Origin of the sequence: Pantanalinema rosaneae CENA516, from assembly GCF_050753385.1 — a bacterium.
In the GTDB taxonomy this organism is placed as follows: Bacteria; Cyanobacteriota; Cyanobacteriia; order Leptolyngbyales; family Leptolyngbyaceae; genus Pantanalinema; species Pantanalinema rosaneae.
Window position 1 is genome coordinate 35,810 of record NZ_JBLZFZ010000003.1, and the last position, 25,610, is coordinate 61,419.

Annotated in this window: 24 protein-coding genes and 4 riboswitches; of the genes, 9 read left to right on the top strand and 15 right to left on the bottom strand. The window is 49.4% G+C overall.

Features of this window, described 5'->3' with window-relative positions; genetic code table 11:
• Positions 1-76: 76 nt before the first annotated feature.
• From uca to ACN4EK_RS02315, 3 genes are all read right to left on the bottom strand, one after another.
• Positions 77-3,715 carry an urea carboxylase gene (uca, locus tag ACN4EK_RS02305; RefSeq protein ID WP_431655793.1) on the bottom strand — a complete coding sequence of 1,213 codons (3,639 nt, stop codon included), beginning with the start codon at positions 3,713-3,715 and terminating at the stop codon, positions 77-79.
• A gap of 100 nt (positions 3,716-3,815) precedes the next feature.
• Positions 3,816-4,457, bottom strand: coding sequence for an urea amidolyase associated protein UAAP2 (locus ACN4EK_RS02310; protein WP_431655794.1), 642 nt, complete (start codon positions 4,455-4,457; stop codon positions 3,816-3,818).
• A 45-nt stretch (positions 4,458-4,502) separates the two neighbouring features.
• On the bottom strand, positions 4,503-5,261 hold the full coding sequence (locus tag ACN4EK_RS02315; RefSeq protein WP_431655795.1) for an urea amidolyase associated protein UAAP1: 759 nt from the start codon (positions 5,259-5,261) through the stop codon (positions 4,503-4,505).
• A 146-nt stretch (positions 5,262-5,407) separates the two neighbouring features.
• Positions 5,408-5,540: riboswitch (guanidine-I (ykkC/yxkD leader) on the bottom strand.
• A gap of 115 nt (positions 5,541-5,655) precedes the next feature.
• Here ACN4EK_RS02315 and ACN4EK_RS02320 point away from each other — a divergent pair.
• The 3 genes from ACN4EK_RS02320 (at position 5,656) to ACN4EK_RS02330 (ending at position 8,488) form a co-directional block, all read left to right on the top strand.
• Positions 5,656-6,540 (top strand): biotin--[acetyl-CoA-carboxylase] ligase, encoded by an 885-nt coding sequence (locus ACN4EK_RS02320; protein ID WP_431655796.1) that lies wholly within the window; start codon positions 5,656-5,658, stop codon positions 6,538-6,540.
• A gap of 124 nt (positions 6,541-6,664) precedes the next feature.
• Positions 6,665-7,753, top strand: coding sequence for a cobalt-precorrin-5B (C(1))-methyltransferase CbiD (gene cbiD, locus ACN4EK_RS02325; RefSeq protein WP_431655798.1), 1,089 nt, complete (start codon positions 6,665-6,667; stop codon positions 7,751-7,753).
• Between the two features lie 78 nt (positions 7,754-7,831).
• Complete coding sequence (locus tag ACN4EK_RS02330; RefSeq protein WP_431655800.1) at positions 7,832-8,488, top strand: DUF4033 domain-containing protein; 657 nt, start codon at positions 7,832-7,834, stop codon at positions 8,486-8,488.
• 19 nt (positions 8,489-8,507) lie between these two features.
• Here ACN4EK_RS02330 and ACN4EK_RS02335 read toward each other — a convergent pair whose 3' ends face one another.
• On the bottom strand, positions 8,508-8,966 hold the full coding sequence (locus tag ACN4EK_RS02335) for a pentapeptide repeat-containing protein (protein WP_431655801.1): 459 nt from the start codon (positions 8,964-8,966) through the stop codon (positions 8,508-8,510).
• A 103-nt stretch (positions 8,967-9,069) separates the two neighbouring features.
• Here ACN4EK_RS02335 and ACN4EK_RS02340 point away from each other — a divergent pair, with 103 nt between their 5' ends.
• Positions 9,070-9,675, top strand: coding sequence for a formylmethanofuran dehydrogenase subunit E family protein (locus ACN4EK_RS02340; protein WP_431655803.1), 606 nt, complete (start codon positions 9,070-9,072; stop codon positions 9,673-9,675).
• A 108-nt stretch (positions 9,676-9,783) separates the two neighbouring features.
• Here the strand turns inward: ACN4EK_RS02340 and ACN4EK_RS02345 are convergent, their stop codons facing one another.
• From ACN4EK_RS02345 to ACN4EK_RS02385, 9 genes are all read right to left on the bottom strand, one after another.
• Entirely contained in the window at positions 9,784-10,026 is a 243-nt protein-coding gene (locus tag ACN4EK_RS02345) for a hypothetical protein (RefSeq protein ID WP_431655804.1), read from the bottom strand.
• A 62-nt stretch (positions 10,027-10,088) separates the two neighbouring features.
• Positions 10,089-10,298, bottom strand: a complete 210-nt coding sequence (locus ACN4EK_RS02350) for a chlorophyll a/b-binding protein (protein ID WP_431655806.1) — start codon at positions 10,296-10,298, stop codon at positions 10,089-10,091.
• Between the two features lie 210 nt (positions 10,299-10,508).
• On the bottom strand, positions 10,509-12,599 hold the full coding sequence (locus tag ACN4EK_RS02355; protein ID WP_431655807.1) for a heavy metal translocating P-type ATPase: 2,091 nt from the start codon (positions 12,597-12,599) through the stop codon (positions 10,509-10,511).
• A 118-nt stretch (positions 12,600-12,717) separates the two neighbouring features.
• Positions 12,718-13,110: an ArsR/SmtB family transcription factor gene (locus ACN4EK_RS02360; protein ID WP_431655808.1), complete on the bottom strand. Its 393-nt coding sequence runs from the start codon at positions 13,108-13,110 to the stop codon at positions 12,718-12,720.
• Between the two features lie 78 nt (positions 13,111-13,188).
• Positions 13,189-13,773 (bottom strand): hypothetical protein, encoded by a 585-nt coding sequence (locus ACN4EK_RS02365; RefSeq protein WP_431655810.1) that lies wholly within the window; start codon positions 13,771-13,773, stop codon positions 13,189-13,191.
• Between the two features lie 58 nt (positions 13,774-13,831).
• Complete coding sequence (locus ACN4EK_RS02370; RefSeq protein WP_431655811.1) at positions 13,832-14,674, bottom strand: energy-coupling factor ABC transporter ATP-binding protein; 843 nt, start codon at positions 14,672-14,674, stop codon at positions 13,832-13,834.
• Between the two features lie 48 nt (positions 14,675-14,722).
• A complete protein-coding gene (gene cbiQ, locus ACN4EK_RS02375; protein WP_431655812.1) occupies positions 14,723-15,511 on the bottom strand; it encodes a cobalt ECF transporter T component CbiQ in 789 nt (262 codons plus the stop codon).
• Positions 15,512-15,814, bottom strand: coding sequence for an energy-coupling factor ABC transporter substrate-binding protein (locus ACN4EK_RS02380; protein WP_431655814.1), 303 nt, complete (start codon positions 15,812-15,814; stop codon positions 15,512-15,514).
• Positions 15,815-15,818: 4 nt separating this feature from the next.
• Positions 15,819-16,571 carry an energy-coupling factor ABC transporter permease gene (locus ACN4EK_RS02385; RefSeq protein WP_431655815.1) on the bottom strand — a complete coding sequence of 251 codons (753 nt, stop codon included), beginning with the start codon at positions 16,569-16,571 and terminating at the stop codon, positions 15,819-15,821.
• Positions 16,572-16,604: 33 nt separating this feature from the next.
• Positions 16,605-16,750, bottom strand: a riboswitch (cobalamin riboswitch).
• A 104-nt stretch (positions 16,751-16,854) separates the two neighbouring features.
• A riboswitch (cobalamin riboswitch) is annotated at positions 16,855-17,010 on the top strand.
• Between the two features lie 26 nt (positions 17,011-17,036).
• Between ACN4EK_RS02385 and ACN4EK_RS02390 the strand changes: the two genes are divergently transcribed.
• Together ACN4EK_RS02390 and ACN4EK_RS02395 are read left to right on the top strand one after the other, a co-directional pair.
• The gene (locus tag ACN4EK_RS02390; RefSeq protein ID WP_431655817.1) at positions 17,037-17,306 is read left to right on the top strand and encodes a hypothetical protein; all 270 of its coding nucleotides are present in this window, start codon (positions 17,037-17,039) and stop codon (positions 17,304-17,306) included.
• A gap of 22 nt (positions 17,307-17,328) precedes the next feature.
• The gene (locus ACN4EK_RS02395; protein ID WP_431655818.1) at positions 17,329-18,240 is read left to right on the top strand and encodes a (2Fe-2S) ferredoxin domain-containing protein; all 912 of its coding nucleotides are present in this window, start codon (positions 17,329-17,331) and stop codon (positions 18,238-18,240) included.
• Here ACN4EK_RS02395 and ACN4EK_RS02400 read toward each other — a convergent pair.
• Both ACN4EK_RS02400 and ACN4EK_RS02405 read right to left on the bottom strand, forming a co-directional pair.
• A complete protein-coding gene (locus ACN4EK_RS02400) occupies positions 18,237-19,322 on the bottom strand; it encodes a ribonucleotide-diphosphate reductase subunit beta (protein ID WP_431655819.1) in 1,086 nt (361 codons plus the stop codon). The two genes, ACN4EK_RS02395 and ACN4EK_RS02400, sit on opposite strands and share 4 nt — an antisense overlap.
• Before the next feature lie 24 nt (positions 19,323-19,346).
• Positions 19,347-21,623: a ribonucleoside-diphosphate reductase subunit alpha gene (locus ACN4EK_RS02405; protein ID WP_431655820.1), complete on the bottom strand. Its 2,277-nt coding sequence runs from the start codon at positions 21,621-21,623 to the stop codon at positions 19,347-19,349.
• A gap of 401 nt (positions 21,624-22,024) precedes the next feature.
• Positions 22,025-22,169: riboswitch (cobalamin riboswitch) on the top strand.
• Between the two features lie 286 nt (positions 22,170-22,455).
• Here ACN4EK_RS02405 and metE point away from each other — a divergent pair.
• From metE to ACN4EK_RS02420, 3 genes are read left to right on the top strand one after another with little or no spacing between them, the layout of a single operon-like run.
• Entirely contained in the window at positions 22,456-24,705 is a 2,250-nt protein-coding gene (gene metE, locus ACN4EK_RS02410) for a 5-methyltetrahydropteroyltriglutamate--homocysteine S-methyltransferase (RefSeq protein WP_431655821.1), read from the top strand.
• A complete protein-coding gene (locus ACN4EK_RS02415; RefSeq protein ID WP_431655823.1) occupies positions 24,689-25,144 on the top strand; it encodes a hypothetical protein in 456 nt (151 codons plus the stop codon). Before metE ends, ACN4EK_RS02415 begins: the two co-directional genes overlap by 17 nt.
• Positions 25,141-25,596, top strand: coding sequence for a hypothetical protein (locus ACN4EK_RS02420; protein ID WP_431655824.1), 456 nt, complete (start codon positions 25,141-25,143; stop codon positions 25,594-25,596). Before ACN4EK_RS02415 ends, ACN4EK_RS02420 begins: the two co-directional genes overlap by 4 nt.
• Positions 25,597-25,610: the final 14 nt, after the last annotated feature.

Sequence of the window (25,610 nt, forward strand, 5' to 3'; positions counted from 1 at the left end):
CTCCTAATCATAACGATGGTCGAGTTAAATGAGGTTTGTATTTACCTTTTCTTCCGCTGCTCAACTTCTTTACGTTCTAATTTGGTTGAATAGCGACCAAAAGTTGACCTGCCATTATGGTTTGCCCTGGTTGACAAAATATGTCTGCAATTGTGCCCGCACTCTCCGCCAGCACCACAATTTCCATTTTCATTGCTTCGAGAATCACCAGGCGATCGCCCTCAGCGACCTGATCGCCCGATTGTACCAACACCTGCCAGACATTAGCAGAAATATGGGCAACCACCGCTTCAACTGTATCCGGCAGAGTAATTTCAGGAGTATCGACGGCTTCTGATTGCGTGTCTTCCAGATTTTCCTGGCGCGTGAATTCTCCCGCAGCCACCCAGCGATCGCGCTCCGCCGCAAATGCCGCCTGCTGTTTCGCTCTGAATGTGGCAATACTATCGGCATTCGCCGCCAAAAACTCGTGATACTGCCTTAGATTAAATTTCTCTTCCTGAATATCGAGCTTCACTTTGCCCTGAATCACATCTTCTCGATAGCGCAACAGATCTGCGGCTGAAACCGGAAAGAAGCGGATTTGATCAAAAAAACGTAGTAGCCAGGGTTGTTGGAAATCCTCCGTTTGCTTGTAGCGATTCCACACGGGAACCGTTCGCCCTACGAACTGATAGCCTCCTGGTCCTTCCATGCCATAGATGCACAAATAAGCACCGCCAATCCCCACCGCATTTTCAGGAGTCCAGGTACGAGCCGGGTTGTATTTTGTCGTGACTAGACGATGGCGCGGATCAAGGGGAGTTGCAACGGGTGCGCCCAAGTAAACATCGCCTAAACCCATCACCAAATAGCTGGCATTAAACACAATGTCTCGAACTTGTTCAATGCTGTCTAATCCATTAATACGGCGGATGAATTCGATATTACTGGGACACCAAGGCGCATCCGATCGCACCGACTGTATGTACTTCTGAATTGCTAACTGGGTCGATTCATCATCCCAAGAGAGCGGCAGATGCACAATCCGAGTGGGCACTTCCATATCATCAACATCAGGTAGCTCAGATTCGGCTGCAATCAAGGTACTGAGCAATTCTTGAGTTGGCAAAACTCGACTGTCATAATGGATTTGGAGCGATCGAATTCCCGGTGTGAGATCAACGATTCCCGGCAGGTGATTTGCTCTCAACCACTCCATCAACGCATGAGCGCGGAACCGAAGATTCAAATCCAGCGCCAGGGAACCATATTCAACCAGTAAGAACTTATCTCCGGCTTGCCGATAGGTGACAGCAGGTTGAATGGGAGTGGGGGGGATGCGATGGAGGATGGGGGAATGGGGAGAGGGGAGTAGGGTGGAAGGTGGAGGGGAAGCGACTGCTGCCGGAGACAACGTTTCAATCTGGCGATCTTGCTCTAGTTCTTGCTGAAGGGCTATCTCAGGGGTGAGGCAATAAAATCGAACCGTATCTCCAGGTTTCAGTTGTCCAATTTTCCACAGTTCAGCTTGAACAATCGTCGCTGGGCAGACAAACCCACCTAAACTGGGACCATCGTGAGCCAGGATGATCGGCATATCGCCTGTAAAGTCAATGGTGCCGATCGCATAAGCATTATCGTGAATATTGGAGGGATGTAACCCTGCTTCACCGCCATCCGATCGTGCCCACTCTGGTTTAGGCCCAATGAGGCGAATGCCGGTTCTGGCTGAATTGTGGTGAATGATCCAGCGGGTTGAGAAAAGCAACTCAATATCAGCTTCGGTAAAAAAATCAGGTGCGCCGTGAGGCCCGTAGAGAACACCAATCTCCCATTCGTCTGTGTAGTGCGGAATAAGCTCAACCGGGAGAGAGTCGGGAGTCGAGAGCGATGTTGCATTCCCCACTCCCCATTCCCCGTTCCCCGTTCCTAACCGCAGCACATCACCCGCTCTCAGAGTTCGTCCCGCATGTCCGCCAAATTGACCTAGCGTAAATGTTGCCCTGCTGCCTAAATATTCAGGGACATCAAAGCCATGTTGAATGGCAAGATAAGTGCGGTAGCCGTAGCCTTGAATAGCGTTGAGTTTAAGAGTACTGCCTGCTTGAACCGGAACGGCTGTCCAGTAGGGGATAGGTTGATTATTCAGGGTGGCTTTCATCGCCGCACCCGTGAGGCAAATTACCGTGTCACAGTTGAAGCGTAAAGTTGGACCCATCACCGTACATTCCAACCCAGCAGCCGATTCAGCATTGCCTAAAATGCGATTTGCTAGACGGAATGCCAGATGATCCAGTGGTCCTGATGGCGGTACACCAATATCCCAATAGCCAACCCGTCCGGGATAGTCTTGAATAGTGGTGTACGTGCCACCATCGAGAATATCGATCGTGCGAGGCTTGTATGCAAAGGTGCTGAGGTAGCGCGTGCTGACGGTTCCTTGAGCAAATTCAGGACTATGAATGACCTGGCGCAAATACTCCAGATTAGTTTCAATTCCAGCAATTTCTGATGCTTGCAATGCCGATTGGAGGTGAGCGATCGCCGCTTCCCGGTTCTCTCCATGCACAATTACTTTTGCTAATAAGGGATCGTAAAAGGGTGTCACTTCTGTTCCTGTCTCAATCCAGCGATCGCAGCGAACCGTTTCTGGAAAATGAACCGCACTCAGAAGACCAGAACTGGGCTGAAAGTTTTTGTTGGCATCCTCGGCATAAATTCGTACTTGAATGGAATGTCCCTGGGGTTGATGATGGTAGGTCTCCAAGAATGTAGAATCCCCTGCTGCCAGCCGCACCATCCACTCCACCAGATCAATTCTGCTGACCGTTTCAGTCACCCCATGTTCGACCTGGAGGCGCGTGTTCACCTCTAAAAAGTAAAACTGTTGGGTTGCCACATCCAATACAAATTCAACCGTACCTGCCGATCGATAATTCACTGCCTGTCCTAAGCGCACGGCACAATCATAAAGTTGCTGCCGCAATGCATCGCTGATTCCGGGTGCAGGCGTTTCCTCAATCACTTTCTGATTGCGGCGTTGAGTCGAGCAATCACGCTCCCCTAGTGCAATCACATGATCATTTCCATCCCCAAAAATTTGAACTTCAATATGTCGCGCCGTTTGAATATATTTTTCTAGAAATACCCCACTTTGCTTAAAATTAGCTTGGCTTAAACGTTGCACCTTCTCAAACGCATCGGCTAATTCTGTTGCATCAAAACAGACCTGCATCCCAATTCCACCCCCACCAGCCGTGCTTTTGAGAATTACCGGATAGGTAATTTCTGTGGCGAACTGTTGTGCTTGCTCCAAGCTTTTTAATAACCCTGTCCCAGGAACTAATGGCACCTGATTTTGTTCTGCTAATTCACGAGCCGTATGTTTCAAACCAAACCGACGAATTTGATTCGGTGTTGGACCAATGAACGCAATTCCTGCCTGCTCACAGGCTTCTGCAAACTCAATGTTCTCACTCAGAAAGCCATAACCCGGATGAATGGCTTGTGCTCCAGTTCGCTGAGTAAGCTCCAAAATGCGATCGTACCTGAGATAGCTTTCAGCCACCGGGGCAGCACCAAGACACACCGCTTCGGTTGCCATTGAAACATGTTGAGTATGAGCATCTGCATCTGAATAAACGGCAACCGTTGCAACTCCCAGGAGATCGAGCGTCCGAATCACACGACAGGCAATTTCACCCCGATTAGCAATGAGAACTTTGTTGAACATGAACACCTTCTCAAAGAAGACTGGAAAGAGTCAGGCACTAAAGTGAACACAAGAGAACAGGGAGCGGGTGTCTTCTCCCCACTCCCCACTCCCCATTCCCTTACACGGCATCCCAAATAATCAACCGAATCGGCGTAGGATTATAAGCATTACAGGGATTATTAATTTGGGGGCAATTGGAGATCAACACCATCACATCCATCTCAGCTTGCAAATCTACCATTTTCCCTGCTTCAGAGATGCCGTCTACAATTTCTAAGGTGCCATCCTCACTCACAGGAACATTCATGTAAAAGTTGATATTACTGACCAAGTCGCGCTTGTTCATTTCATATTTGCTAAGTTCTAGCAAATAGTTCTCTACACAGGCGTGCAAATGTTTCTTGTGCAAGCCATAGCGCACAGAATTACTCTCCATGCTACAAGCACCACCCAGCGTATCGTGCCTGCCACAATCATCATAGATTACCGTCATCATCACGTTTCCCTCATTAGAAATGAGTTGAGTACCTGTAGTGATGAAGATATTCCCCTGACGCACGACTGTATCGGGTGCGCTATAACGCTCGGAGGTATCCTGCGCGTTATAAATCAACGTATCAACGGCTTGATTCGCTTGCAGATCAATAATCCGAAGAGTCTGTCCTTTTTTCACAACTCGCGACCAGGGTTGACGAGCAGGCAAAACCTCATCATAAATTGCTGTAGCGGGTTCACGGTCAATCGATTGTGCTGCAACCATTGTTTCTGTCCTCCAATAGTTTTCTAATCCTTAAACCTGAGCAAACTAAACCTGAGCAAACAGGGCATCAGTGTTGATGAAACCGCGAATGACTTCTTCATTAGCAGTTCGGCAAAGATCATCGGGGGCAGGAGCAGGAGATTGCCAAACGGTGAGTTGAATGGGCTTAGGCTTATAAACCGTATCAGGATGAAGTACATGCGGACAATTAGAAACGATCGCCAGTACATTCATTTCTGCCCGCAAATCAATGAAGCTTCCTGGCTTCTCATAGCCTGGGCGGTATTCCAAATCACCATTAGGATGGACTGCTACATAGCTAAACAAATTGATGTTAGGCATCAGATCTTTGCGAGTTAAGCCTCGTTTTCCTAATGCCTTTAAAAAATTGTTGCGCGAGTTGTTGTAATCACTCTCTCCATATTTGTTGTAGGAACCTTCGCCGTATTTTGTCGCGTTACTCGCGGCGTTGCTACATCCACAGATGAGATCATGATGTCCAGCAGTGTCTTCAGTAATCGAGAACAACACTCGCCCCATATCTGAATAAATCACCATGCCTCTTTTTAAGAAGGCATTGAACTGAATCTTGGCGGTGTCAGCAACGTTCAGCCGCTCGATTGGGCTGTCTGCGTTATAGCAAATCAGTGAAACGCCTTGAGATCCTTCTAAATCAGTCACACGCAAGGTATTTCCCCGTTTGATGACACCATGCCAGTACGCGCCACCTGGCAGCGTTTCATTCAATAAAATTAGATCTGGATTGAGCACCTCTGGATGGGATGAACCAGCATTTGGCAGCACAGACGATTGCACCATTAACTCCTCCGATTAGGATTAGATAATCAGTTTGGGAATCAGAAACCAAACCCCACATTCCTGGTGTTAGAGCAACCTCCAACGCCAACAGCAAAGCCCAGGATCACCAACAGCTTTGCAAACCTGTGTGGCTCTCCCGGGCTTTTTTCCCTCCGTGTGACCAACGCAACATCCTTGAAAGTCAGGATCTCAGGTTGGCTGCTTCTCTTGGACCAGCCATTTAGCTGAAGCCCCAGCTAAATCGGAACCCTAGAAGCATATTCTTATTGAATTGCACTTTAGTTGAACGTCGAGTAAACCGATTGCTCACATAATTGACCAAATCTGGTTTCAATGCAATCCCCGCCCCAGGCATATTCCATCACACTGTTAATCAATCTTGACATTGACTTTGTTAAACCCTACCGGGGGCATTTTCAAGCACTGGGGGAGTTGGTATTTTGCCGATATGTACAATCTCCCACTCATTCAATTTCCTGCTTTTGGCGATCCTGATCCTACCGATCTACCCTGGTGGCTGCATTGGGTTGACAGTTGCCCCAGCACAAACACCTGGGCACTGACCTACGCCGATCGCCTACATCATGGTGCTGTTGTGTTTACCCGTCGTCAAACCGCAGGGCGAGGACAGCATGGACGTATCTGGCATTCTCCAAGCGGGGTATTGACTGCGAGCTTTGTCCTTGATTTTCCAACGCCTCAATTATCAGGCTTGCCTCTGGCTATTGGGTTAGCGGCGATCTACGCTATTGAGGATTTACTCCCTGACCAACAGGGAAAATTGCAACTGAAGTGGCCCAATGATGTAGTGATTGCAGGACGTAAAGTTGCCGGAATTTTATGTGAAGCCACTTCTAGCTCTGGGCAAACGCAGATTGTTGCGGGTATTGGACTCAATCGCTGTGTTGACTTTGCTCAGGCTGGACTGGCTCTAGAGCAGATTCGGAATGCGATTAGTCTGCATCAGGTTTCTAGTCTGATACCGGAGGAACTGGTTCTATTGGAGCGATTGCGCCACTATTTGACCCAGGTCAGAGATATCATTGCTCAAAAATACAACTCACCCCAGTTTTCTGGGATTGTTTCTTTGTTTCCCGAATTACATCGTCGTGATGGGCTACGCGATCGCTCCATTACCCTGGAACTCAATGGAGAATCCATTGCAGGGCAAGCGATTGGACTGGATGACCAGGGACAGTTGCTCATTCAGGTACCCCATGGAAGTGTACGTAGCTTTACCTCTGGTAGAGTCATTCAGTTTTAGCCCAGCTATTCTATCGTTCATTTGGCGGGTTGGTGCGATGATCGAGTAAAGGGGAAAAGGGGTAGATGGATGCTTACTCCTTCACCCCTTCACCCCTTCACTTCCTCACTCCCTTTCTTACCGAATGGCACGTTCCGGTTACACCCTTCCCGTTTTCGCTGTCGCAGCCGCTAAAGCTGCCTTAGTCTATCTTCAAGGTGATCGCCCCGAACCCCTGCAAACCGTCACCCTGGATCTATTACCCGACGAAGCAATCATTCCCATCCAGCAAATCGCTCGTCTAGACAGCAACAGTGCTCTGGCAATCACCATCAGCGACCCTGGCGATAATTTAGACCTGACTCGCAACACCCCCATTTGGGCGTGGGTCAAACTTTTGCCCCGCCAAGCAGAACCGCTGATTCTAGAAGCCGGAGAGGGCATTGGCAAAACGCCATCCGGTGATCCAGCCATTTATCGGTATGCTCGCCGTTTATTTGAGGCGAACCTGCTGCCGTTGATTCCTGCCGATCAAACCGTCACGGTTGCCATTGTTATGCCCGAAGGTCGGCAACTAGCTCAACGCACCTCTAACGAAGCCTTTGGTGTTCTGGAAGGACTGTCACTGTTGGGAACGAGCGGCATCTCCCAACCCCTTTCCACCGAAGATCACCTGGAGGATTTACGTCAAATACTGCAAACAAAAGTGAAATTTCACACGCATTTAGTCTTTTGTATTGGCAGTCATGGTATTCACATTGCCCAACAAATGGGGTTTCCAGAAACCGCTATTGTCCAAACGGGTAACTGGATTGGGGCATTGCTCATCGAAGCAGGTTTACGTGGTGCAGAATCTGTACTGCTGCTGGGCTACCAGGGGAAATTGGTGAAACTGGCAGGGGGCATTTTCAATACCTCCAGTCACCTCGCGGATGCCAAATTAGAAATTATCAGCGCCGCAGTCGCCAGGACGGGGGGTAGCTTGTCTACGATAGAAGCTGTTTTAGCATCCAAAACGGCAGATGCGGCGTATCAAAGTTTAGTTGCACTCGATTTAGCAGGGAAGGTGTTTCAGGCATTAGCCACGATCATTTCTCAGAGAGCACAGGCTTATGTGAAGAAGTACGGGAACGTCGCTCTCACAGTCGGTACTGTCTTATTTGACCGCCAGGGACAGGTGATTGCCCAGGATGAGATCGCCACTCAATTCATCAATTCCTGGATGCCGAAGTAATCTCTAAACTGCCACTGCTTTCAGATATAGATTATTTCACCCTGAAAATCACTCGCAGATATGCATCATAATGAGATTATGGAACGCATAGAAAGTACAGTCTATCGAGATAATTTATTTGATAAGTTATTCATCTGGTTGTTTTCTCACAAAATGGCTCAAGCGGTTGGCAAACGAACAAAGCTGAAGGGCTATGAGGGTCTTGTCGATTTATCGAAGCAAATTATGCTAAGGCGTAATGCTCACGAACAGCAAGCAGTGGTTGCTGTCATTTTAAAATCGCTAGTGCCTGCGCCAGTCTTAGCTATCGTTCGGGCTTCCTTTTCTCCAACTCGCTTGGTTTGCGAATTAAATGCCTGGTTTGCAACCAAATTATTTGAGTGGCTAGTTGGCCCCTGCGAAGTGAAAGAGGTTGAGATCTTTGGAAACAAAGGAGAACTCATAAAACAGAAAAGTGGAGTTCACATTAAGAAATGTCGCTATTTAGAAAGTAGTAATTGTGTAGGAATGTGCATCAATATGTGCAAGTTACCAACACAAGATTTTTTCACGCGCGATTTCGGCATTCCCCTCACAATGGTTCCTGATTTTGAAGATTATAGTTGTGAAATGGTGTTTGGTCAGATCCCCCCGCCGTTAGAACAAGAAGCGGCCTACTATCAACCCTGTTTGCGCGATCGCTGCCCAATGGCTCAAGCTCAAGCAGAGAGTTGCCCAAAAGTTCGAGAATCTTGAGTTGGAGTGGATGACAGGATCAGGTAGCAAAACCCATATGCAAGGCGAAAGCCCGCCATTGACGCGGAGATCGCGGCGGCAGTAAGGCTCCTGCCAAAATGGTGCGATCCAAAAAGGCTTCGTCAAACCCAGTCACCTCAGAAAGATTGGCTTTCGTCAAATTGGCTTGACTCAAATTTGCCTCAGTTAAACAACTGTCGTGCAAGTTCGCCAGAATCAGAAATGACTTTGTCAAATTTGCTTGCGTTAAGTTAGCAGAACTGAGGTTAGAGTGAATTAAGAATGCGCCACTTAAATCCGCTCGATGCAAGTTCGCACCACTGAAATCAACGCTCATTAGAGATGCACCACGCAAATCGGCGCAGTCTAAATCAACATCCCGCATCCGGACATCTCTAAGATAAATACCACGTAGATTGACTCCTCGAAAGTCACGCTCGCCCCGTCGATAGCGTTCTAAAAGCTCGTCTGCTCTCATGTAGATGATTTGACCCGATTGCTTGAGATTTTGCACTTCGGCATAATCTAACAGACCGCATCCGGCTTGACTATCCCAGCAAGGGGCATTTGAGGATTATAAAATGATTAAGAGCATGCATACTCTGGGTTGGGTCGCCATACTGTGTGGGGTTTTGGGTTTCGACGGAAGTCTGATCGCGGTTGCGGCAAATGGCATACTGCACGATTTTACCCAGAACAAATCTGCGTTACTGAATGACCATCAACAACTTACGCTTCAGCAAACTCGTTCGACCGAAACACCCGAGCAGTGGGTAGAACTGGGGCGGCGAGTACACGGTGGATTTGGCTCCTACATCGCTCTAGGAATTCGTATCGGTTTGGATGCCATGCAGCGCTTGAACGCAAACCCTCGCACACTGGACGTGACCTATTACAGCGGAATAATCGCACCCTGTCCCTGTGTTGCAGATGGCATTATGATTGCAACGATTTCAACACCTGGGCAAAACTTGTTGCGAGTAGCCACCACTGCCAGCCCAACCGGAACCTTTGGGATGGCTGAAATCCGCGATCGCAAAACTGGAAAGATGCTCCGTTACACCATTCCAGCAACTACCAGAACGCAATTGGATGCCTGGAACCAGGACGCCACTGGACGACAACGCTACGATGCCGTAATGAATGCTTCCGAAGAGTCGCTATTCTCGGTAGAAGCCATCCCCTGATTCGCTGTTCAAATCAACGATATATTTAGCCAAGATTGAAGCCCCAGCAGGCGAACCAACTGGGACTTCAGGGAAGTTTTGAGAGGCGTAGCAGGAGTGACAAACCACCTACCCGACGCTATTAAACAACGCTACCCACAGAACACCTGCTGCACCCACAGCCAGCAGTAAATTTGTGAAAAAGCGACCTGCCTCTGCATTAAAGCCAAGAACCTTATCTTCTTTGCCAGCCGTGAAAAACAGTGACCAGGCTTGATTTGCGTTGATAACTTCAGATTGAGCGTTAAAGTCCGGTCTGAATACAACGGGACCGATCAGGTACTTGTTGGGGAAGTCGAAGTCAGTTTTCATGAGAATTCTCTCCAAATTGCGTCGCGTTTACTACATAACAAACTTGTCTAGGCAGGAATACCCTACAGTCCTGTCAACCAGCCAATCACACCATGCCCAGTGGCCACTTCCAGAATCAGTGCAGAGACAAAACCAATCATTGCCAGCCGTCCGTTCAGCTTTTCAGCATATTCATTGAAGCCGAACTTCTGGGTGTCATCGACATACATCTTGGGTTCGACGGCATAGACATTTGCGCGTCCACCTTCTTCCATGACCTGTCCACGAACCATGATGCTGTTTCCTTTTGCTTAACCTTATGTAACAAAGTGTAGCTTAATGTAAATAAATATTGCAATGATCTTGACATAAAAATTCTGTCGTATTAGCCGAACCTGGTAGGACGGTTAACGCTAATACGCCGTCAGGTCGCTTTAATCGACTGATCCAAGGTCTGCAAGTCTGGGCGGAGAGCCTCAGTAAAACCGCGATCGCTATACATTTCAGCAATCGCCCTTAGCTAACACCCGACTGGCATTGAGCACCGCCAGCAATGCTACCCCCACATCGGCAAACACCGCTTCCCATAACGTTGCCAACCCGATCGCCCCCAGCGCAATAAAGATACCTTTAACAGTCAGCGCCAGGATGATGTTTTGCCAGACAATCCGCAAAGTACGGCGGGCGATCACAATAGCTTCCGCCACTTTAGACGGAGCATCGGTCATGATCACCACATCTGCCGTTTCGATCGCCGCATCTGCACCCAAACCACCCATCGCAATACCTACATCAGCACGGGCAATCACGGGCGCGTCATTGATGCCATCACCGACAAAGGCAATCTTGTGATGGGTTGAGTTCACCGATGCCATCAGAGATTCCAGCGCCGTTAGTTTCTCTTCTGGTAGCAGTTCTGCCTGATAGCGATCGATGCCGAGTTGACGGGCGATCGCATCTGCTACAGATTGGTTATCCCCCGTCAGCATGACGGTTTGGATCTGCTCCCAATGCAACGCTTGTATTGCGGTGATCGCATCCGCTTTCAGTTCATCCGCAATCAGAATGCGCCCACTGTACTCCCCATCCACCGCCAGGTGCGCCACTGTCCCCTCTACCACACAAACATCATGGGGAATCGCTTCCCGATGTAGCAAGCGATCGTTTCCTGACAGTACGGTGCGTCCATTCACTGTCGCGCGAATGCCATGTCCAGCAATTTCCTCGTAATTCTGCAAATTTGCTCCATCCACATGTTTGCCGTGGGCATCTCGAATCGATTGCGCCACCGGATGATTAGACTGTGAGCCAGCCTGGGCTGCCAGTTCCAATAATTGTTGGGGACTGAAACCGTTATAGGGAATCACATCCGTCACCTGGAAATTGCCTTGCGTCAGGGTGCCCGTTTTGTCAAACACCACCGTTTTTACTTGAGTTAGCGCATCTAAAAAGGTGGAACCCTTGACCAGAATGCCCCGTCTGGCGGCTCCCCCAATTCCGCCAAAATAGCTGAGGGGAATGCTGATCACCAGTCCACAGGGGCAGGAAATCACCAGCAGGACCAGTGCCCGGTATGTCCAGGTGGCGGCAGTCGCACCGGGAATCAGCAACGGCGGCAGCAGGGCGATCGCCAGCGATAGGAACACCACCACGGGCGTATAGTAACGGGCAAAGCGGGTGATGAATTTTTCGGTATCGGCTTTGCGACTGCGGGCGTTTTCCACCAGTTCCAGAATACGGGCGATCGAGGAGTCGGCAAACCGCCTGGTGACACGGATGGTCAATGCTCCCGACTGATTCACCATACCTGCCAGAACCCAATCTCCAACTCGCAATGTGCGGGGCACAGATTCTCCTGTCAGGGCAGCGGTATTGACTTGAGACTTGCCCTCCAGAATCTCGCCATCCAGGGGCACTTTTTCCCCCGGACGCACCAATACCAGATCCCCGATCGCCACTGTTTCTGGTGACACCGATCGCACGTCCCCATTCACCTTCAAGTTGGCAGTATCGGGTCGTACCTCCAGCAACGCTCGAATCGAACGGCGCGATCGCCCTACCGCATAGCCCTGAACCAATTCCCCAACCTGGTAAAACAGCATCACACCCACAGCTTCTGGCAGTTCGTGGATGGCGATCGCGCCCAGAGTAGCAATGGTCATCAGAAAGTTTTCGTCAAAGATGCGTCCCCGCACAATATTTCGTCCGGCAGTGGTCAATACCCCCCAACCGCTAGTCAGATACGCCGGAATCAAAACCGCATATTCGGCGATGGAAAAGGGTGTGCCATGCAGAGCATTGTGAAAGATTAACCCAGCCAGAAACAGAGGCGCGGCAATGGCAATCGGTCGTAGCTCTCGTCTCAAACTGAACCCATCTGCCCCATGATCATGGCTATGACCGTGATCATGTCCACAGCACCCATCCTGATGCTGAGTGGCAGTGATAGGAGCCGCGACAACGGGTTCACTCCCGCAACAGGGGTCATGAGCCGCGACTGAATCAGGAACGGGCTGCGGATGGTGATGCGGTTCGTCGTGATTGTGGGGATGACTGTGACCGCAGCAATCGTTGTGGAGATGGGGTTCTGCCATAGGAATACCGCTTCGGGATAAACATGAACATCTGAAAGATTGTTCAGATAACGGAGATTATATCCCGTAGTAAGCGGATTGTGATCGGTGGATGAGTTCAGATGACTATCGGGAGATGCTAGCCTTCATCCAAATGCTCAGCCACTTCTCGATAGAGAGCAATGATATGGTCATCTGCCAAACTGTAGTAAACATTGCGCCCCTTGCGACGGTATTTCACCAACCGCTGCGATCGCAACACACGCAACTGATGGGAGACTGCCGATTCACCCATTTTGACAATCGCCGCTAAGTCGCAAACACAGAGTTCCCGTTGAGCCAGTGCTGAAAGCAATTTCAACCGATGTGGATCAGAGAGGACGCCAAAAAACTCTGCCATGCGCTGAGCTTTATCCGTCGCCAACACGTCTCCCTGTAACTGCCGCACCGTGTCGAGATGAACCAGGGTTTCACCACATCCAGGTGCTTCAACCGGAGAAACCGTTTGCTTTCGGGAAGAAGAACCAGTCATCGTAAATCCATTCTCAGCTATCCCTTTATGATAGCGAGAATCATTCCCATCTGAATGGTGGTTCAGATCTTATTCAAGTCAGGGTCTAATATCACCTCTAGCCGTCAGAAATTGGGCAAAGCCGAAATGAATCAAAGTTAGCCCAAATCCCCACAGCACCTCTTTCATCAGAAGGCGACCCAGAATTGCCCAGGTAAAAACATGGCTTCCGGTCAGCAGAAACCCCAGCGATAAAACCAAGCCTTCAAAAACCACGAATCCAGTCAGAAGGGCGATCGCTACCCAGATCCTGTGTCCTTTGCGAGTCATTTGGCTGAAGGTGGGGCGCAGGGCAGAGATCGCGGTGACCATTACCGTTCCCAGTCCCATCACCAATCCCCAGATCATTGATTCTGCCGTTTGAGGGTAGTGGCGCAACCCAAACCCATATAACTGATTTGCCAGCCAGATGGCGATCGCTGCACCGAAAGCGCGTTTGGGACGCAAGGTGGTTCCGGCGATCGCCCCAAAGGCAACCAGGGGAGCATGGGCATAGATGACGCTACTCAAACTGCCAATCGCCGTTAGCAGCACGATCCAGAGACGATGTTGGGCAACGGCACTCCAAACAACCGACCAGCGGCTAGACTTTGGAGTTGCAATGGGATAGGTCGATTCCTGCATTTTGACCTCTTTGATAAAAGGAGAGAATGAACAAGTTCTCCGTTGGAGCCTTTCTGAGTCATACCGTAAAACGGTTCAGACCGTAAGATCGCAACTCCGCAATCGTTTTGGGGGGCGATCTCAGATCGCGCCATGTTGCCGGAAGTGCATACCAGCATTCTAGAAGGGTGGGTATACCCAGTTGTAACTGGTTCAGGACATCCACCTGCGTGAAAACCTGCTGGGCTTGCTCGGATAGCACCAATCGTCCTTCATCTAGCACAATCACCCAATCTGCCCAGCGATAGGCAAGATCGAGATCGTGGGTTGCCATCACAATAGTCGTGCCAGCGTCATGGATGCGATCGAGTTCTTTAAACAAATGAAGGGTTTGCAGGCGATCCAGAAAGGCAGTGGGTTCATCCAGCAACAGCAATTCTGGTTTTAATGCCATCACACCCGCCAGTGCCACCCGTCGCTTTTGCCCCAGGCTGAGGTGATGGAGGGGGCGATCGGCGAGATCCTGGAGGGAAAAATCGAGCAGGGTTTGATGCAGACGTTGGGTAACCTCGGCTTTGGATAATGATAGATTGCAAAGTCCGTAGGAAATATCTTCAGCAACGGTCGCAGCCACCAGTTGTTGCTCTGGATCTTGAAATGCTAAACCAATTCGTTGCCGCCACTGATTCAGAACAGATGCACGATACTGGAGGGGCTCACCTTTCCAGGAAATCATACCAGAACTACAGCGGTATAACCCATCTGCCAGAAATAGCAACGTTGATTTGCCACAGCCGTTGTGTCCTAAAATGACCGTCTTCTGCCCTGCGAAGATCGTTAAGTTGAGGTCCTGGATAGCAGGCTGGATTGTACCAGGATAAGTGTAGGAAACGGCTTGAAATTCGAGGAGAGTGGAGCACATGGAGAGGTGGGGGAGTCAAGGGGCAAAGAGGAATCTACAATCCAAAATCTAAAAGCCAAAATTCAAAATCACTAAGCCAACACATCCAATCAAAGATTCAATCGCATATCGTTTAGAGTAGCGGTAAGACACGTTGGAATAAACTTGAAAGTTCCCATTAAAACCACGAGATGCTAGTGCAAGAGAAAAATGATGGTAATGTTGCAGCGATCGCACCAATAATTGGCTCACCAATAGCCCCACACTATACATCCAACGCTGACGGGTACGATAGCCACCTCTAGCCCTTTGGGCTAGTTGCAGTTCAGTCACCACGTCTAAAAACAAGAAGATAAATCGATACATCAGCAGTAACAGTTCAGTCAGCAGTATCGGCACACGCCACTGTCGTAGTACCTGCAACAGATCGGTAAACGGAATGGTAAATAGTAAAAACAGCAGGCAGGACGTACAGGCAAGCGATCGCATGCCAATTTGGAAGGCTCGAATCAGCCCGTCTCGGCTAACAAAGAAATATCCATTGCCAAACGTGATACCGGCAACTGGATCGGGTTGAATGGATGCGATCTGATCGACTGCAACAACGCTCACTACTAACGCAGGAATGCTCGTCAGCAAAAACAGTCCAGCAACCATCAAAACACTCAGGTAAACCCTTGCAGGGATGCGAGCATACCCTACAGTCCATATGCCTAACCAAACCGCAATCAGCAGTTGTGGAATGGGATGAGTGATCAGGGCAATGACAAGCACTGCGATCGCAAATAACAGCTTTTGTTGTGGCGAAATCTGCCGCAGGCGATTTGCGTAAGTGTAAACATCAAGATGATGATGCAATCACTCTTTCTCCTGTTCCTGTCGCTTACTGCTGCCGCGATACAGCCCGATGACATAGCCAATCACCCCCGCTCCCAATGCCGCTTGGGAAGCAAATAAAAGGCTTTCTACTTCCCCACTCGGTGGCTCATACAAGGGCTTAAACCAGGGTTCGTATCCGGGTTGAATTTCCCCAATCGCGGCTTCAGCCTGTCCATCGGCACCCCCATATTCACCCTTGACAAAGATCAAAGGCAGCACTGCCAGCGCTAGAACTGCGATGATCAACAGCCAGTTCTCGTATTTCGTCGGTTGTTTGCTCATGATTTTAGGCTTCCTGCTTCAATACTTTCAGGGTTTCTAGATCCGGGCGAGCATAAGATTGCAGCCAATTCCATACCAGCACCGTCAGCAATCCTTCAGTAATTGCGAGGGGAACTTGTGTCACAGCAAAAATCCCAGCAAACTTAAGGAATGCCGCCATAAAACCACCCTGAGCAGCAGGAAATGCCAGAGCAAGCTGAATTGAAGTGGTGACATAGGTAAACAAATCTGCTAAGGCAGCAGCCAGAAAAATGGCGACCTTTTGATGCCCTGTTTTTAAGATCAGATGATAGATACCATATGCTACATATGGACCAACGATCGCCATCGAAAACATATTGGCACCGAGGGTTGTTAAGCCACCGTGGGCTAGTAACAATGCTTGAAAAAACAATACCAGAGCACCTAACACCGTCATCACCGAAGGACCAAACAGAATCGCTCCTAAGCCTGTCCCCGTAGGGTGTGAACAACTGCCTGTTACTGAAGGAATTTTTAGAGCAGATAGGACAAAGGTAAATGCGCCTGCTAACGCTATCAGTGGCTTTAACTCAGGATTTTGTTTGGTAATGCGAGTCAGCGATCGCAGTCCCACAAGAAAGAACGGCAACGACACCACCCACCAAAATACCGCCCATTGTACAGGTAAGAACCCTTCCATAATGTGCATCGCTTGGGCAGGCGCGGGCGAACCAACGATTAAATAGCAACTTAGCCCTGCCATGATGGCAAGGCGCAACACTAGACGCAATTTCATGTCCGTCTGTAGCCTCGCAGACTGGTTTATCCAACATGGATTTTGACATCGGCGGGCATCCTGACTTAGAGAGGACAAACTCTCATCACAGTTGCGGGACAGCGGCAGCTTTGCACTACTCTTTCCCCATTTACTTCCGGTGGCTGTTCCCCACCAGAGCCGATCAAACACAGTAGGAGCGTATCACTGCAAGTTGGAATACTCAACCTCGTTGTTACCTTACGCAACATTAAGTATGCTCAACTGCTTGATTCACAATGTGCGGCTCTCCTCACGCCATGCTATTCTTTGGTGAGACATCGGTTCTGATGGGGAGCAGCCGTCAGACGTAAGGGGGAAGTGCAGCGTGAATCTGCCGCTGTCCCGAAGATGTAAGGAGATTGCTGAACTTTTAGCAAAAACTCTGAGTCAGAATTCCCGCCGATCATTGTTAATGTTCATTTCTATCTGCTAGGAACGATTGCTGTGGTATTAATCGCCTCAACGCCGCAACCGTTTAGCCGCCGGAGTTGGGCAGGACAGGGCTTGTGGTTAGGAATATCGCTGTTGCTGGGATTTGCCGCCTATCAGAGCGGCACTCTACTGGTCAATCAATGGGTCGGCATGCATGGTCTTACGGTTGATGTGTTCCTGCGAATGTTTGTGCGAGACAGCATTTGGGCGATCGCCCTCTTTGCCTTCTACACCGTTCTGGTGTTAAACCACCAGCGAATTCTACAGCGTACTTCTCGTTGACCTGAAGACTGTGATCAATCCCATGAGTGAATTCTCCCGCTGGATTACCCCGCTCAACCGTCGCAGCACAGAACCTGTCTATGCGGGGCAGAGCATTGAATATGAAGACTTTCCTTGCACGATCGATGTCGTCGGTCCATTGCTCTACACTCTGTTTCAAGAGCGTTGGCAAGAGACTCAAGTGGGTCATGTGGTGGAAGGCAGTGTTCTAGAGCTGGAATTTACGCAGCCGCCGAAGATTTGTATTCTCTACGATGGCTACCTCACTGTCGTCACCGAAGCATGGCATCTACATCTGTGTGTGGAAGAGCATTTGGGCGGTCCCCTTTGCAAAACGCCACCGGAGCTTCGGCAGCAGCGGTTGATCCACCGAGCATCGCTGTATCGTCGCTTGAATGAGCGGGGTGAACCTCGGAGTTGGGGCATTCAATTCTGGAATGGAGCGGGCGAAAAGATGATGAATCTGTTTCTGCCCAATCCGTTCTTGGGAGCAGATGAAGACTTATTACCGGAAGGCAAACCCCAACTCGACAAGCTGAGTTTATATGAGGAATTGCGTCAGATTTATGTGCTGGGCGATCGTCCCATTCCGTTTGACCATAATCCCTTGAAGCGTCCCTACATCTCGGTTTGTCGTTCCAGTCGCTGCTACCCCTCGCGCAACTGGCAACCCACTTATGAAGCCCTCCAACAAGCCGTTGAGGAAGCTGGACTGGATGTGACGGTGATGAATGCAGGTTGCCTGGAAGTTTGCAAGTTGGGACCAGTGGTGTTTTACTCTGGCGACCCGCGTTCTGAAGCACTACGTGAGCGAACCTGGTATACCCGCGTCACTCCAGAGGTGGCGAAACAGATTGTCGATTCTCATCTGGGGAAGGGTAAAAAGGTGATGCACCATCTTTATCCACCCGTGACGCAGCAGCAAGTCTCCTAAAAATCATCCCACCCTTCCAGGCTGGAGGACATGACATAGCTGGTGACACTGGCTTCAAAGAAGTTGGCTTTTGTATTTGCCTCTTTCTTCGTATCCGAAAACCGCTCCAGATGAGCATAGGGACTTTTCTTGTAGTTCATCTCTGGAAACAGCGGCTCTAAGCCGATCGCCTTCAACCGCTGATTGGCTAGATATTTGGTGTACTGTTCAGTGCTGGTGGTCGTGATGCCCAGAATGTCATCGCCCACAATGTGATTGCTCCACTTCACTTCGTGTTCTACAGCCAGGGCAAACATTTCATAGATTTGCTCCAGGCTATACGGGAAAACCTGCATCGCTTCTGGAATTAATTTTTGATAGAGCCGCACATGGGAAAGTTCATCTCGGTTAATCATTCTGAAAATATCGGCACTCCCCGACATCAACATACGGGAAGAGAGGTTGTAGAAAAAGATAAACCCGTTGTAGAAATACAATCCTTCTAGCAAATAATCTGCCAGTAGTGAAACAAAATAATGTTCTGGAGTCGGATGATCCACATAGGTTTGATAGAGTCCGGCAATGAATTCACAGCGTTGCTTGAGAACACGATCGCTGCGCCAAAATTCGTAGACAACTGAACGGCGATCGCTGGGAATCACAGTTTCAATCAGGTACTGATAGGACTGATTGTGCATCGCTTCTTGTGAAATTTGTTCCGCTAAACAGAGTGATACTTCGGGTGCCGTTACGCTGCTTTTAATGTGAGGCACATTACAGGTTTGCACTGAATCGAGAAAGGTCAGGTAACTGAGGATGCCATCAAAGGCGCGGCGTTCGGCAGGAGTGAGGTTGGCATAGTCGGTAACATCCTGGGTGATGTCAATTTTTTCGGGAATCCAGAAGTTTTCTCGCATCTGGCGATAAAGTCCCACGGCCCAACCGTAACGCACATCATTCAACTGCATCAGGTTGGTGGTTTCGCCAAACCAGATCGTGCGATGTCCAGTATCGTCCCTGCCGTTGGGATTAAAAACGGGATTAATCGGCATCCGATTGAATGTGTCAAATGAAAACGGGCGAGTTGATTGACTTGAAATCATTGTCAGTTCATCCTGTAATGTTCGTTAATTGGCACAAGCCACACAGCCGTCATTCGCTTCCTTGAAACTGTCTTTCTGAACTGTGCGAATGTAGTAAATTGCCTTACATCCCAGTTTCCAAGCCAGGATCAACGTGGCAAAAATATCCTTTGCAGTCAGGCAGCGATCGAGTTCGTCAGGAAAGTACACGCCTGCATTCAGGTTAAACAACAGTTCCATTGAAATGCCCGTATCGATCCACTGCTGCATGGTGGCGATCGCGTGAATCACCTTTTGCTGATCCAGCGTTTTATTCTCCGCGTAAAACCAGAAATGATCGCGGATGTAAGGGGGTGCGATCGGCACCGTTCCCTTTGCCCATTTCTCGTAGAAGAATTTGCTATAAACGGGCAACACACTGGCAGTACAGCCCTGCACCAGCGAAGAAGAGGTATTGGGTGCGATCGCCGTGATGTGAGCATTGCGAATCCCATGTTGTTGAATGTCTCTGGATAGTTGTATCCATCGCTGAGGGTTGCTCGCGTTTTTCTCAAACCACTCAACCGGCTTTGCCCCCACCAGATGCCCTTTACTCCACTCACTGCCAGCAAAGGCAGGATACGCGCCTCGTTCCTTTGCCAGTTCCATCGATGCTGCCGTGCAATAGTAGCCAATTTCTTCAAACAGATCGCTAATCTCTTGCAGATGGGTGTAAGAGAGGTGTCGTTTGGCAAGCCAATCGGCTAATCCCATACAACCCACCCCGATCGTGCGATATTTGCTGTTATGGGTAGCACTGGCAGCAAAGGGAGGTGTCGTCAGGTCGATCGTGTTGTCCAGAATCCGTACTGCAATTTGACAGATAGACGAGCCTTCATCATCGTCTAAATTGGCAAGGTTAAGGCTCACCAGGTTGCAGGTATGCGCTTCTTCGCCCGGTTTCACATTTGACCAGGATTCCTGACAGAGATTACCACCTGGAATGTAGCCCTGGTGCGGGTTAGGATTGGCACGATTCACGGTGTCCTTAAACCACAGATAGGGCATTCCCGTTTCCAGTTGGGTTCGCATTACCTGTTTGAACAAAAGACGTGCATTGACCCGTTTGTAAAGCGTAATGGATTCATCTAAACTGGCTTCGATTTGGTTGAAAGCCTCCTCAAATGCTTCACCCCAGAGTTCTGCGAGTTCAATGCCGAGTTGGGTTCGCACTTCATAGGGATCAACCAGCGTCCAGTCCGTATCTGCTTCCACTCGACGCATAAACTCATCGCTAACGACCAGTTGTGGAAACACATCATAGGCTTTGCGGCGCTGGTCGCCATTCTCGGTTTGCATTTCCAGAAATTCCGGTAAATCCAAATGCCATACATCCAGGCTGACTGTAATCGCTCCGGCTCTACGTCCTCCCTGATTGACAGCGATCGCCGTATCATTGAGCAGTTTTACCCAGGGAACTACCCCGCCTGACGCATTGGCTTTGCCCATCACCCAACTACCTGTGGCGCGAATGCGGGACAGATTCACCCCCACCCCGCCTCCATTCTTAGAAATGCGAGCGGCATCGTGAATGCCTGCAAAAATGCTTTCCAGGTTGTCATCCATTGCGGTGATGAAACAGCTTGCCAGAGAGCCATTGGGCTGCCGCAAATTTGCCAGGATCGGCGTTGCTAATGAAAGTTTGCGACAGGCGAGGGCTTCATAAAACTGCTTTGCCCAAACCAACCGTTGCTCTGGCGCTTCTACTGACGCTAAGAGGAGCGCACAAGTCAGGAGAGCTTCCTGCGGCAACTCGTCCACCAACAGATACCGCTGCGTCAGGAGGACTGCCCCCGCATAGTCATAGTCGATGTCCCAATCAGGATTAATCCATTGATTGGCAAGTTCTAGCTCAGCGAGTGTGTACTCTAGAATGCGGCGATCGTACTGTCCGTCCCGGACTTTTGCCTGTACCGTCTGGGCATAATCACCATATTGATAGCCCCGGCTCACCTGGGTATCTTTCCATAAACTCCAGATGTGCAATCGCCCTGCCACATAGCGCCAATCTGGTTCATCCGGGCTGCACAGTTCTAACGCACAGCGAATCAAATTATCTTGAATCTCCCGTGTAGTAATACCAGAGTGCAACCGAGTTGTCAGGCTGGCTTCCAGAGTGATCGGATTTGCCGACAGTCCTCGACACGCCCAATTCACCACAGTCCGAATTTTTGTCACATCAAGCGGCGTTAGCGAACCGTTGCGCCGAATCACCTGAATATGGCTTGCGGTTGGGCTAAGCCCCGCTGAAGGTATAGGTTCAGCAGTCGATAGGATTTGCATAGTAGATCGTTGTTGAATGAGAAGACTGGCAGGAGAAAAGCATTGAAGCAGGTTACAAAGTTAGTGATTCCGCCTTTGACGGATCTGATCTGCAGAATCGCACAGATGAGATCGGCTATTCAGAGACTCGATCGGCTGTGCCTCACTGAAGGCGATCGAACTTAATCCTGTAGATATTCAGAAATAAAAAATTCTTGAAAAGCTGAATCAGAGCAAAGCGCACCCGCGCAAAGATGACGCTTAATGTTCGACTCAGTATAAAACAAAAAAATCAAATCGGATCATCTTTACTCTACGGATAGCGCAAGCAATTTTAGAAAGGCGCTATATCTTGAAGTGGTTCAGCAATTTGCCTATGAAGAAATGCAGGGTGAAGCTGCTGCACTGCGCGTCAACTGTGTTATCTTTAGGGTCAAGTCGGTTTTGATGGGGAACAGCCATCAGACGCAAGGGGGAAAGTGCAGTGCGAATCTGCCGCTGTCCCGCAACTGTGAGGAGAGGCGCAACTCTCTGAGTCAGGATGCCCGCCGATTCGTAAACCCGTTACATAAACATCTGCGAGGTACGGATGATGAAAACTTCAAGTTTTTGCGATTTTCTACGAGACGCGGCGCGATCGACTTTTGTTGGAATTTTAAGGTTGTAGCGTTCTGAGTTGACGATTTGAATTGAACGCGCGATTGACATTTAGTAAGGCTACCTGATCAAAGGTGGCTGATGTTGCATTTGGCAGTTGTAGCTAATGTCCTCGCTACGTCTGGTTATGGGCTGTTTCCAAATCGGGAACAGCTAATCTTCTATGCTTATCCACAAAATTTAGAACGCTACAGCTATGACTATTCCAACTGCAACGCTGGGGTATCCCCGCATTGGTAGAAATCGTGAGGTTAAAAAGGCATTAGAAGCCTTTTGGAGCCGTAAATCTGATGCCGAAACCTTGCTGCAAACGGTTCAAGAGGTTGAATTTGCAAACTGGAAAACACAACTCGAAGCCGGGATCGATCGCATTGGCATCGGTGACACCACCCTTTATGACCCTGTACTGGATTGGAGTGTTCGTTTGGGGCTAATTCCTGATCGCTTTCGTCATCTGGCTGGACTCGATCAATATTTTGCAATGGCACGCGGCAAAGATGGGGTTCCGGCGCTGGAAATGACCAAGTGGTTTGATACCAACTATCACTATCTGGTGCCCGAAATTGCGGCTGATGCCCAACCAGAGGCAAACTTTGTAGATTTTTTGGCAAGGGTACAGCGGGCAAAAGACTTTCTCGGTGAGCGAACTGTGCCAATTATCCTCAGCCCTGTCACCCTATTGCGTTTAAGCCGTTTGGAAGGTGAGCTGACAACCCATCTCGAAAAGCTATTGCCGCTTTATCGTGATTTATTCACTCAACTTAAAGCACTGGGCATCACAGAAGTGCAGGTTCATGAGCCGATTCTCGTCACCAGCAGTGCAGCAGATCTGAGAGAGGCGATCGCAAGCACTTACACCCAGCTTGCTCAAATCGGAGTACCCATTCAGCTCGTCACCTATTTTGATGATCTGGGAGCGGCTTATCCGTGGGTAATGGAATTGCCTGTCGCTGGCATCAGTTTAGACTTCACCCGTGGACGCAATCTTGACTTATTGCAACAACATGGATTCCCAGCCGATAAACAGTTGGGCGTGGGGCTTGTGGATGCGCGAAATATCTGGAAAATTCGTCCTGAATCAGTGCTGTCAACACTAGAAACCATTCACAGCATCACGCCAAATATTCGGTTGCATCCCTCATCATCTCTGCAATTTGTTCCCTATGATGCCACGCGAGAAACAAAACTGCCGGAACCCTTGCGAAATGTGTTGAGTTTCGCGGAACAAAAGCTGGAAGAGGTTGTGATTCTGGCACAGACATTGGCTGGAGATGATCCAGGAGATCAATTAGCAGTAGTGCAAACGCAGTGGCAAACCTTTGAGCAATTTAGCCCTGCAAACTCTGATGTGCAGGCTGCGCTCAAGAATTTGACGACGAATGACTTTCAGCGATCGCTCTCCTATTCTCTACGGTTAGACAAACAGATTCCCTTACCTGCTCTCCCGACCACCACGATCGGTTCCTTTCCCCAGACCTCTGAAGTACGGCAACTGCGGGTGAAGTACAAGCGAGGCGAACTGACAGAAGCAGAATATCAGGCAGCGATCGACGCTGCGATTGCTGAGTGCATCAAACTTCAGGAAGACATCGGCATTGATGTACTGGTTCATGGCGAATTTGAGCGCACGGATATGGTGGAATACTTTGGTCAGCAACTGGCTGGATTTGCCTTTACTGAAAATGGTTGGGTGCAAAGCTATGGCAGTCGCTATGTGCGTCCCCCAATTATTTATGGTGATGTAGCGCGTCCTCAACCGATGACTGTGCGAGAGTTTCAGGTGGCGCAGGCATTGACCCAAAAACCTGTAAAAGGAATGCTCACAGGGCCCATCACCATTCTCAACTGGTCATTTCCGCGTAGTGATATTTCTCGTCAGGAACAGGCATTCCAGATTGCCCTGGCATTACGCGAAGAAGTCGCAGACCTAGAGACCGCTGGTGCACAGATAATCCAGGTGGATGAACCCGCTTTACGGGAAGGCTTACCGCTGAAACTGGAACGCTGGAATGAGTACCTATCCTGGGCGGTAGATGCGTTTCGACTGGCAACGGCGATCGCCCAACCGCAGACGCAAGTTCACACCCACATGTGCTATTGCGAGTTTGGCGACATCATCAAAGAGATTGAACGTCTGGATGCGGATGTGATTTCGATTGAAAATAGTCGCAGTAATAATCGCACGTTGCAGGAAGTCACTGAGGCAGGCTATTCCCACCAAATCGGCAATGGGGTGTATGACATTCATAGTCCAGTGGTGCCTACGACTGAACAACTGGTACAGCAATTGCAGGCAGGTATTCATAATTTACCGTTGCGGCAAATCTGGGTAAATCCTGATTGTGGACTGAAAACACGCCGATGGGAGGAAGTGATTCCCGCTCTGAAAAACATGGTAGCAGCAGCACAACAAGTGCGGGAGGAAGCCCATGCGACCAAGGAATGAAGTATGGCAAGGCAACTTTGGCTATTGGCAGAATCGCTTTATCCAGCACAATCTTTTGACTATCGGATACACGGCATGGATTGGTTACGCAAACCAGGGACGGGGCATGGTGGTCTGCGATGTTGTGGATGCCATCCCTCCTACCATCGATTGGCACATCGATAGGGTGATGTTCCATCAGGTATTCATTCCTTACGTTCAAGTCACGCAATATATGCAAGCACTGGAACTAGAGAAAGGAGTCGTGACCGCTTTGTTGGAATCGATCCTCACCTATGACCCAACTCAAGCGATCGTCGTCCTGATTATCGGTAACGGTGCCGTCGATATCAACCTGCTGCAAAACCTGGCGATTTCCCCAGCCAACTGTTACGAACAAGTGCAACGGCGCTGGACAGAATTTCAGCCTGATTTAACCACCCCAAGGAGGTGTCCATGAGTGAAACTCCCAACCATCTGGACTGGCAGCAAGAGTTTATTGCCACGAATTTGTTGGCGATCGGTTATAACGCTTGGGCAGGTTATTTGGGTGGTGAACGCGGCGCGATCATTTGCAGCACCAATTCTCCGACCGTTGGCATTGCAGGGGAATCCTTCAAAACCTATTTTGTCCGGCGATCGCGTCTTGCTGCTTTTTTGAATGCCTGGTTAGCGGCTCCTGATACGGTGATTCTGCGTCATCACTTCATGAATGCCCACATCCTGGAAGCAGTGGATTCTTACAATCCAACAACTGAATTGGTCTTCCTGATGGAATCATTTAACCAGGTAACGTTCCTTTACCTGAAAAATCTACCGATCACGCCGCCCCAATGTTACGAGCAAGTGTGTAAAACCTGGGAGGAGTTTCAGCCAGCTGTTTGTGCATTGCCGAAGAAGGTCGTGCAGTAACCCTGCTGGACATT

What these genes read in the sequence shown, in the direction of transcription:
- uca (WP_431655793.1), bottom strand. Translation starts at nt 3,715, where the DNA reads ATGTTCAACAAAGTTCTCATTGCTAATCGGGGTGAAATTGCCTGTCGT.
- ACN4EK_RS02310 (WP_431655794.1), bottom strand. Translation starts at nt 4,457, where the DNA reads ATGGTTGCAGCACAATCGATTGACCGTGAACCCGCTACAGCAATTTAT.
- cbiD (WP_431655798.1), top strand. Translation starts at nt 6,665, where the DNA reads ATGGCACGTTCCGGTTACACCCTTCCCGTTTTCGCTGTCGCAGCCGCT.
- ACN4EK_RS02330 (WP_431655800.1), top strand. Translation starts at nt 7,832, where the DNA reads ATGGAACGCATAGAAAGTACAGTCTATCGAGATAATTTATTTGATAAG.
- ACN4EK_RS02335 (WP_431655801.1), bottom strand. Translation starts at nt 8,966, where the DNA reads ATGAGAGCAGACGAGCTTTTAGAACGCTATCGACGGGGCGAGCGTGAC.
- ACN4EK_RS02340 (WP_431655803.1), top strand. Translation starts at nt 9,070, where the DNA reads ATGATTAAGAGCATGCATACTCTGGGTTGGGTCGCCATACTGTGTGGG.
- ACN4EK_RS02345 (WP_431655804.1), bottom strand. Translation starts at nt 10,026, where the DNA reads ATGAAAACTGACTTCGACTTCCCCAACAAGTACCTGATCGGTCCCGTT.
- ACN4EK_RS02350 (WP_431655806.1), bottom strand. Translation starts at nt 10,298, where the DNA reads ATGGTTCGTGGACAGGTCATGGAAGAAGGTGGACGCGCAAATGTCTAT.
- ACN4EK_RS02355 (WP_431655807.1), bottom strand. Translation starts at nt 12,599, where the DNA reads ATGGCAGAACCCCATCTCCACAACGATTGCTGCGGTCACAGTCATCCC.
- ACN4EK_RS02360 (WP_431655808.1), bottom strand. Translation starts at nt 13,110, where the DNA reads ATGACTGGTTCTTCTTCCCGAAAGCAAACGGTTTCTCCGGTTGAAGCA.
- ACN4EK_RS02365 (WP_431655810.1), bottom strand. Translation starts at nt 13,773, where the DNA reads ATGCAGGAATCGACCTATCCCATTGCAACTCCAAAGTCTAGCCGCTGG.
- ACN4EK_RS02370 (WP_431655811.1), bottom strand. Translation starts at nt 14,674, where the DNA reads ATGTGCTCCACTCTCCTCGAATTTCAAGCCGTTTCCTACACTTATCCT.
- ACN4EK_RS02380 (WP_431655814.1), bottom strand. Translation starts at nt 15,814, where the DNA reads ATGAGCAAACAACCGACGAAATACGAGAACTGGCTGTTGATCATCGCA.
- ACN4EK_RS02385 (WP_431655815.1), bottom strand. Translation starts at nt 16,571, where the DNA reads ATGAAATTGCGTCTAGTGTTGCGCCTTGCCATCATGGCAGGGCTAAGT.
- ACN4EK_RS02395 (WP_431655818.1), top strand. Translation starts at nt 17,329, where the DNA reads ATGAGTGAATTCTCCCGCTGGATTACCCCGCTCAACCGTCGCAGCACA.
- ACN4EK_RS02400 (WP_431655819.1), bottom strand. Translation starts at nt 19,322, where the DNA reads ATGATTTCAAGTCAATCAACTCGCCCGTTTTCATTTGACACATTCAAT.
- ACN4EK_RS02405 (WP_431655820.1), bottom strand. Translation starts at nt 21,623, where the DNA reads ATGCAAATCCTATCGACTGCTGAACCTATACCTTCAGCGGGGCTTAGC.
- metE (WP_431655821.1), top strand. Translation starts at nt 22,456, where the DNA reads ATGACTATTCCAACTGCAACGCTGGGGTATCCCCGCATTGGTAGAAAT.
- ACN4EK_RS02415 (WP_431655823.1), top strand. Translation starts at nt 24,689, where the DNA reads ATGCGACCAAGGAATGAAGTATGGCAAGGCAACTTTGGCTATTGGCAG.
- ACN4EK_RS02420 (WP_431655824.1), top strand. Translation starts at nt 25,141, where the DNA reads ATGAGTGAAACTCCCAACCATCTGGACTGGCAGCAAGAGTTTATTGCC.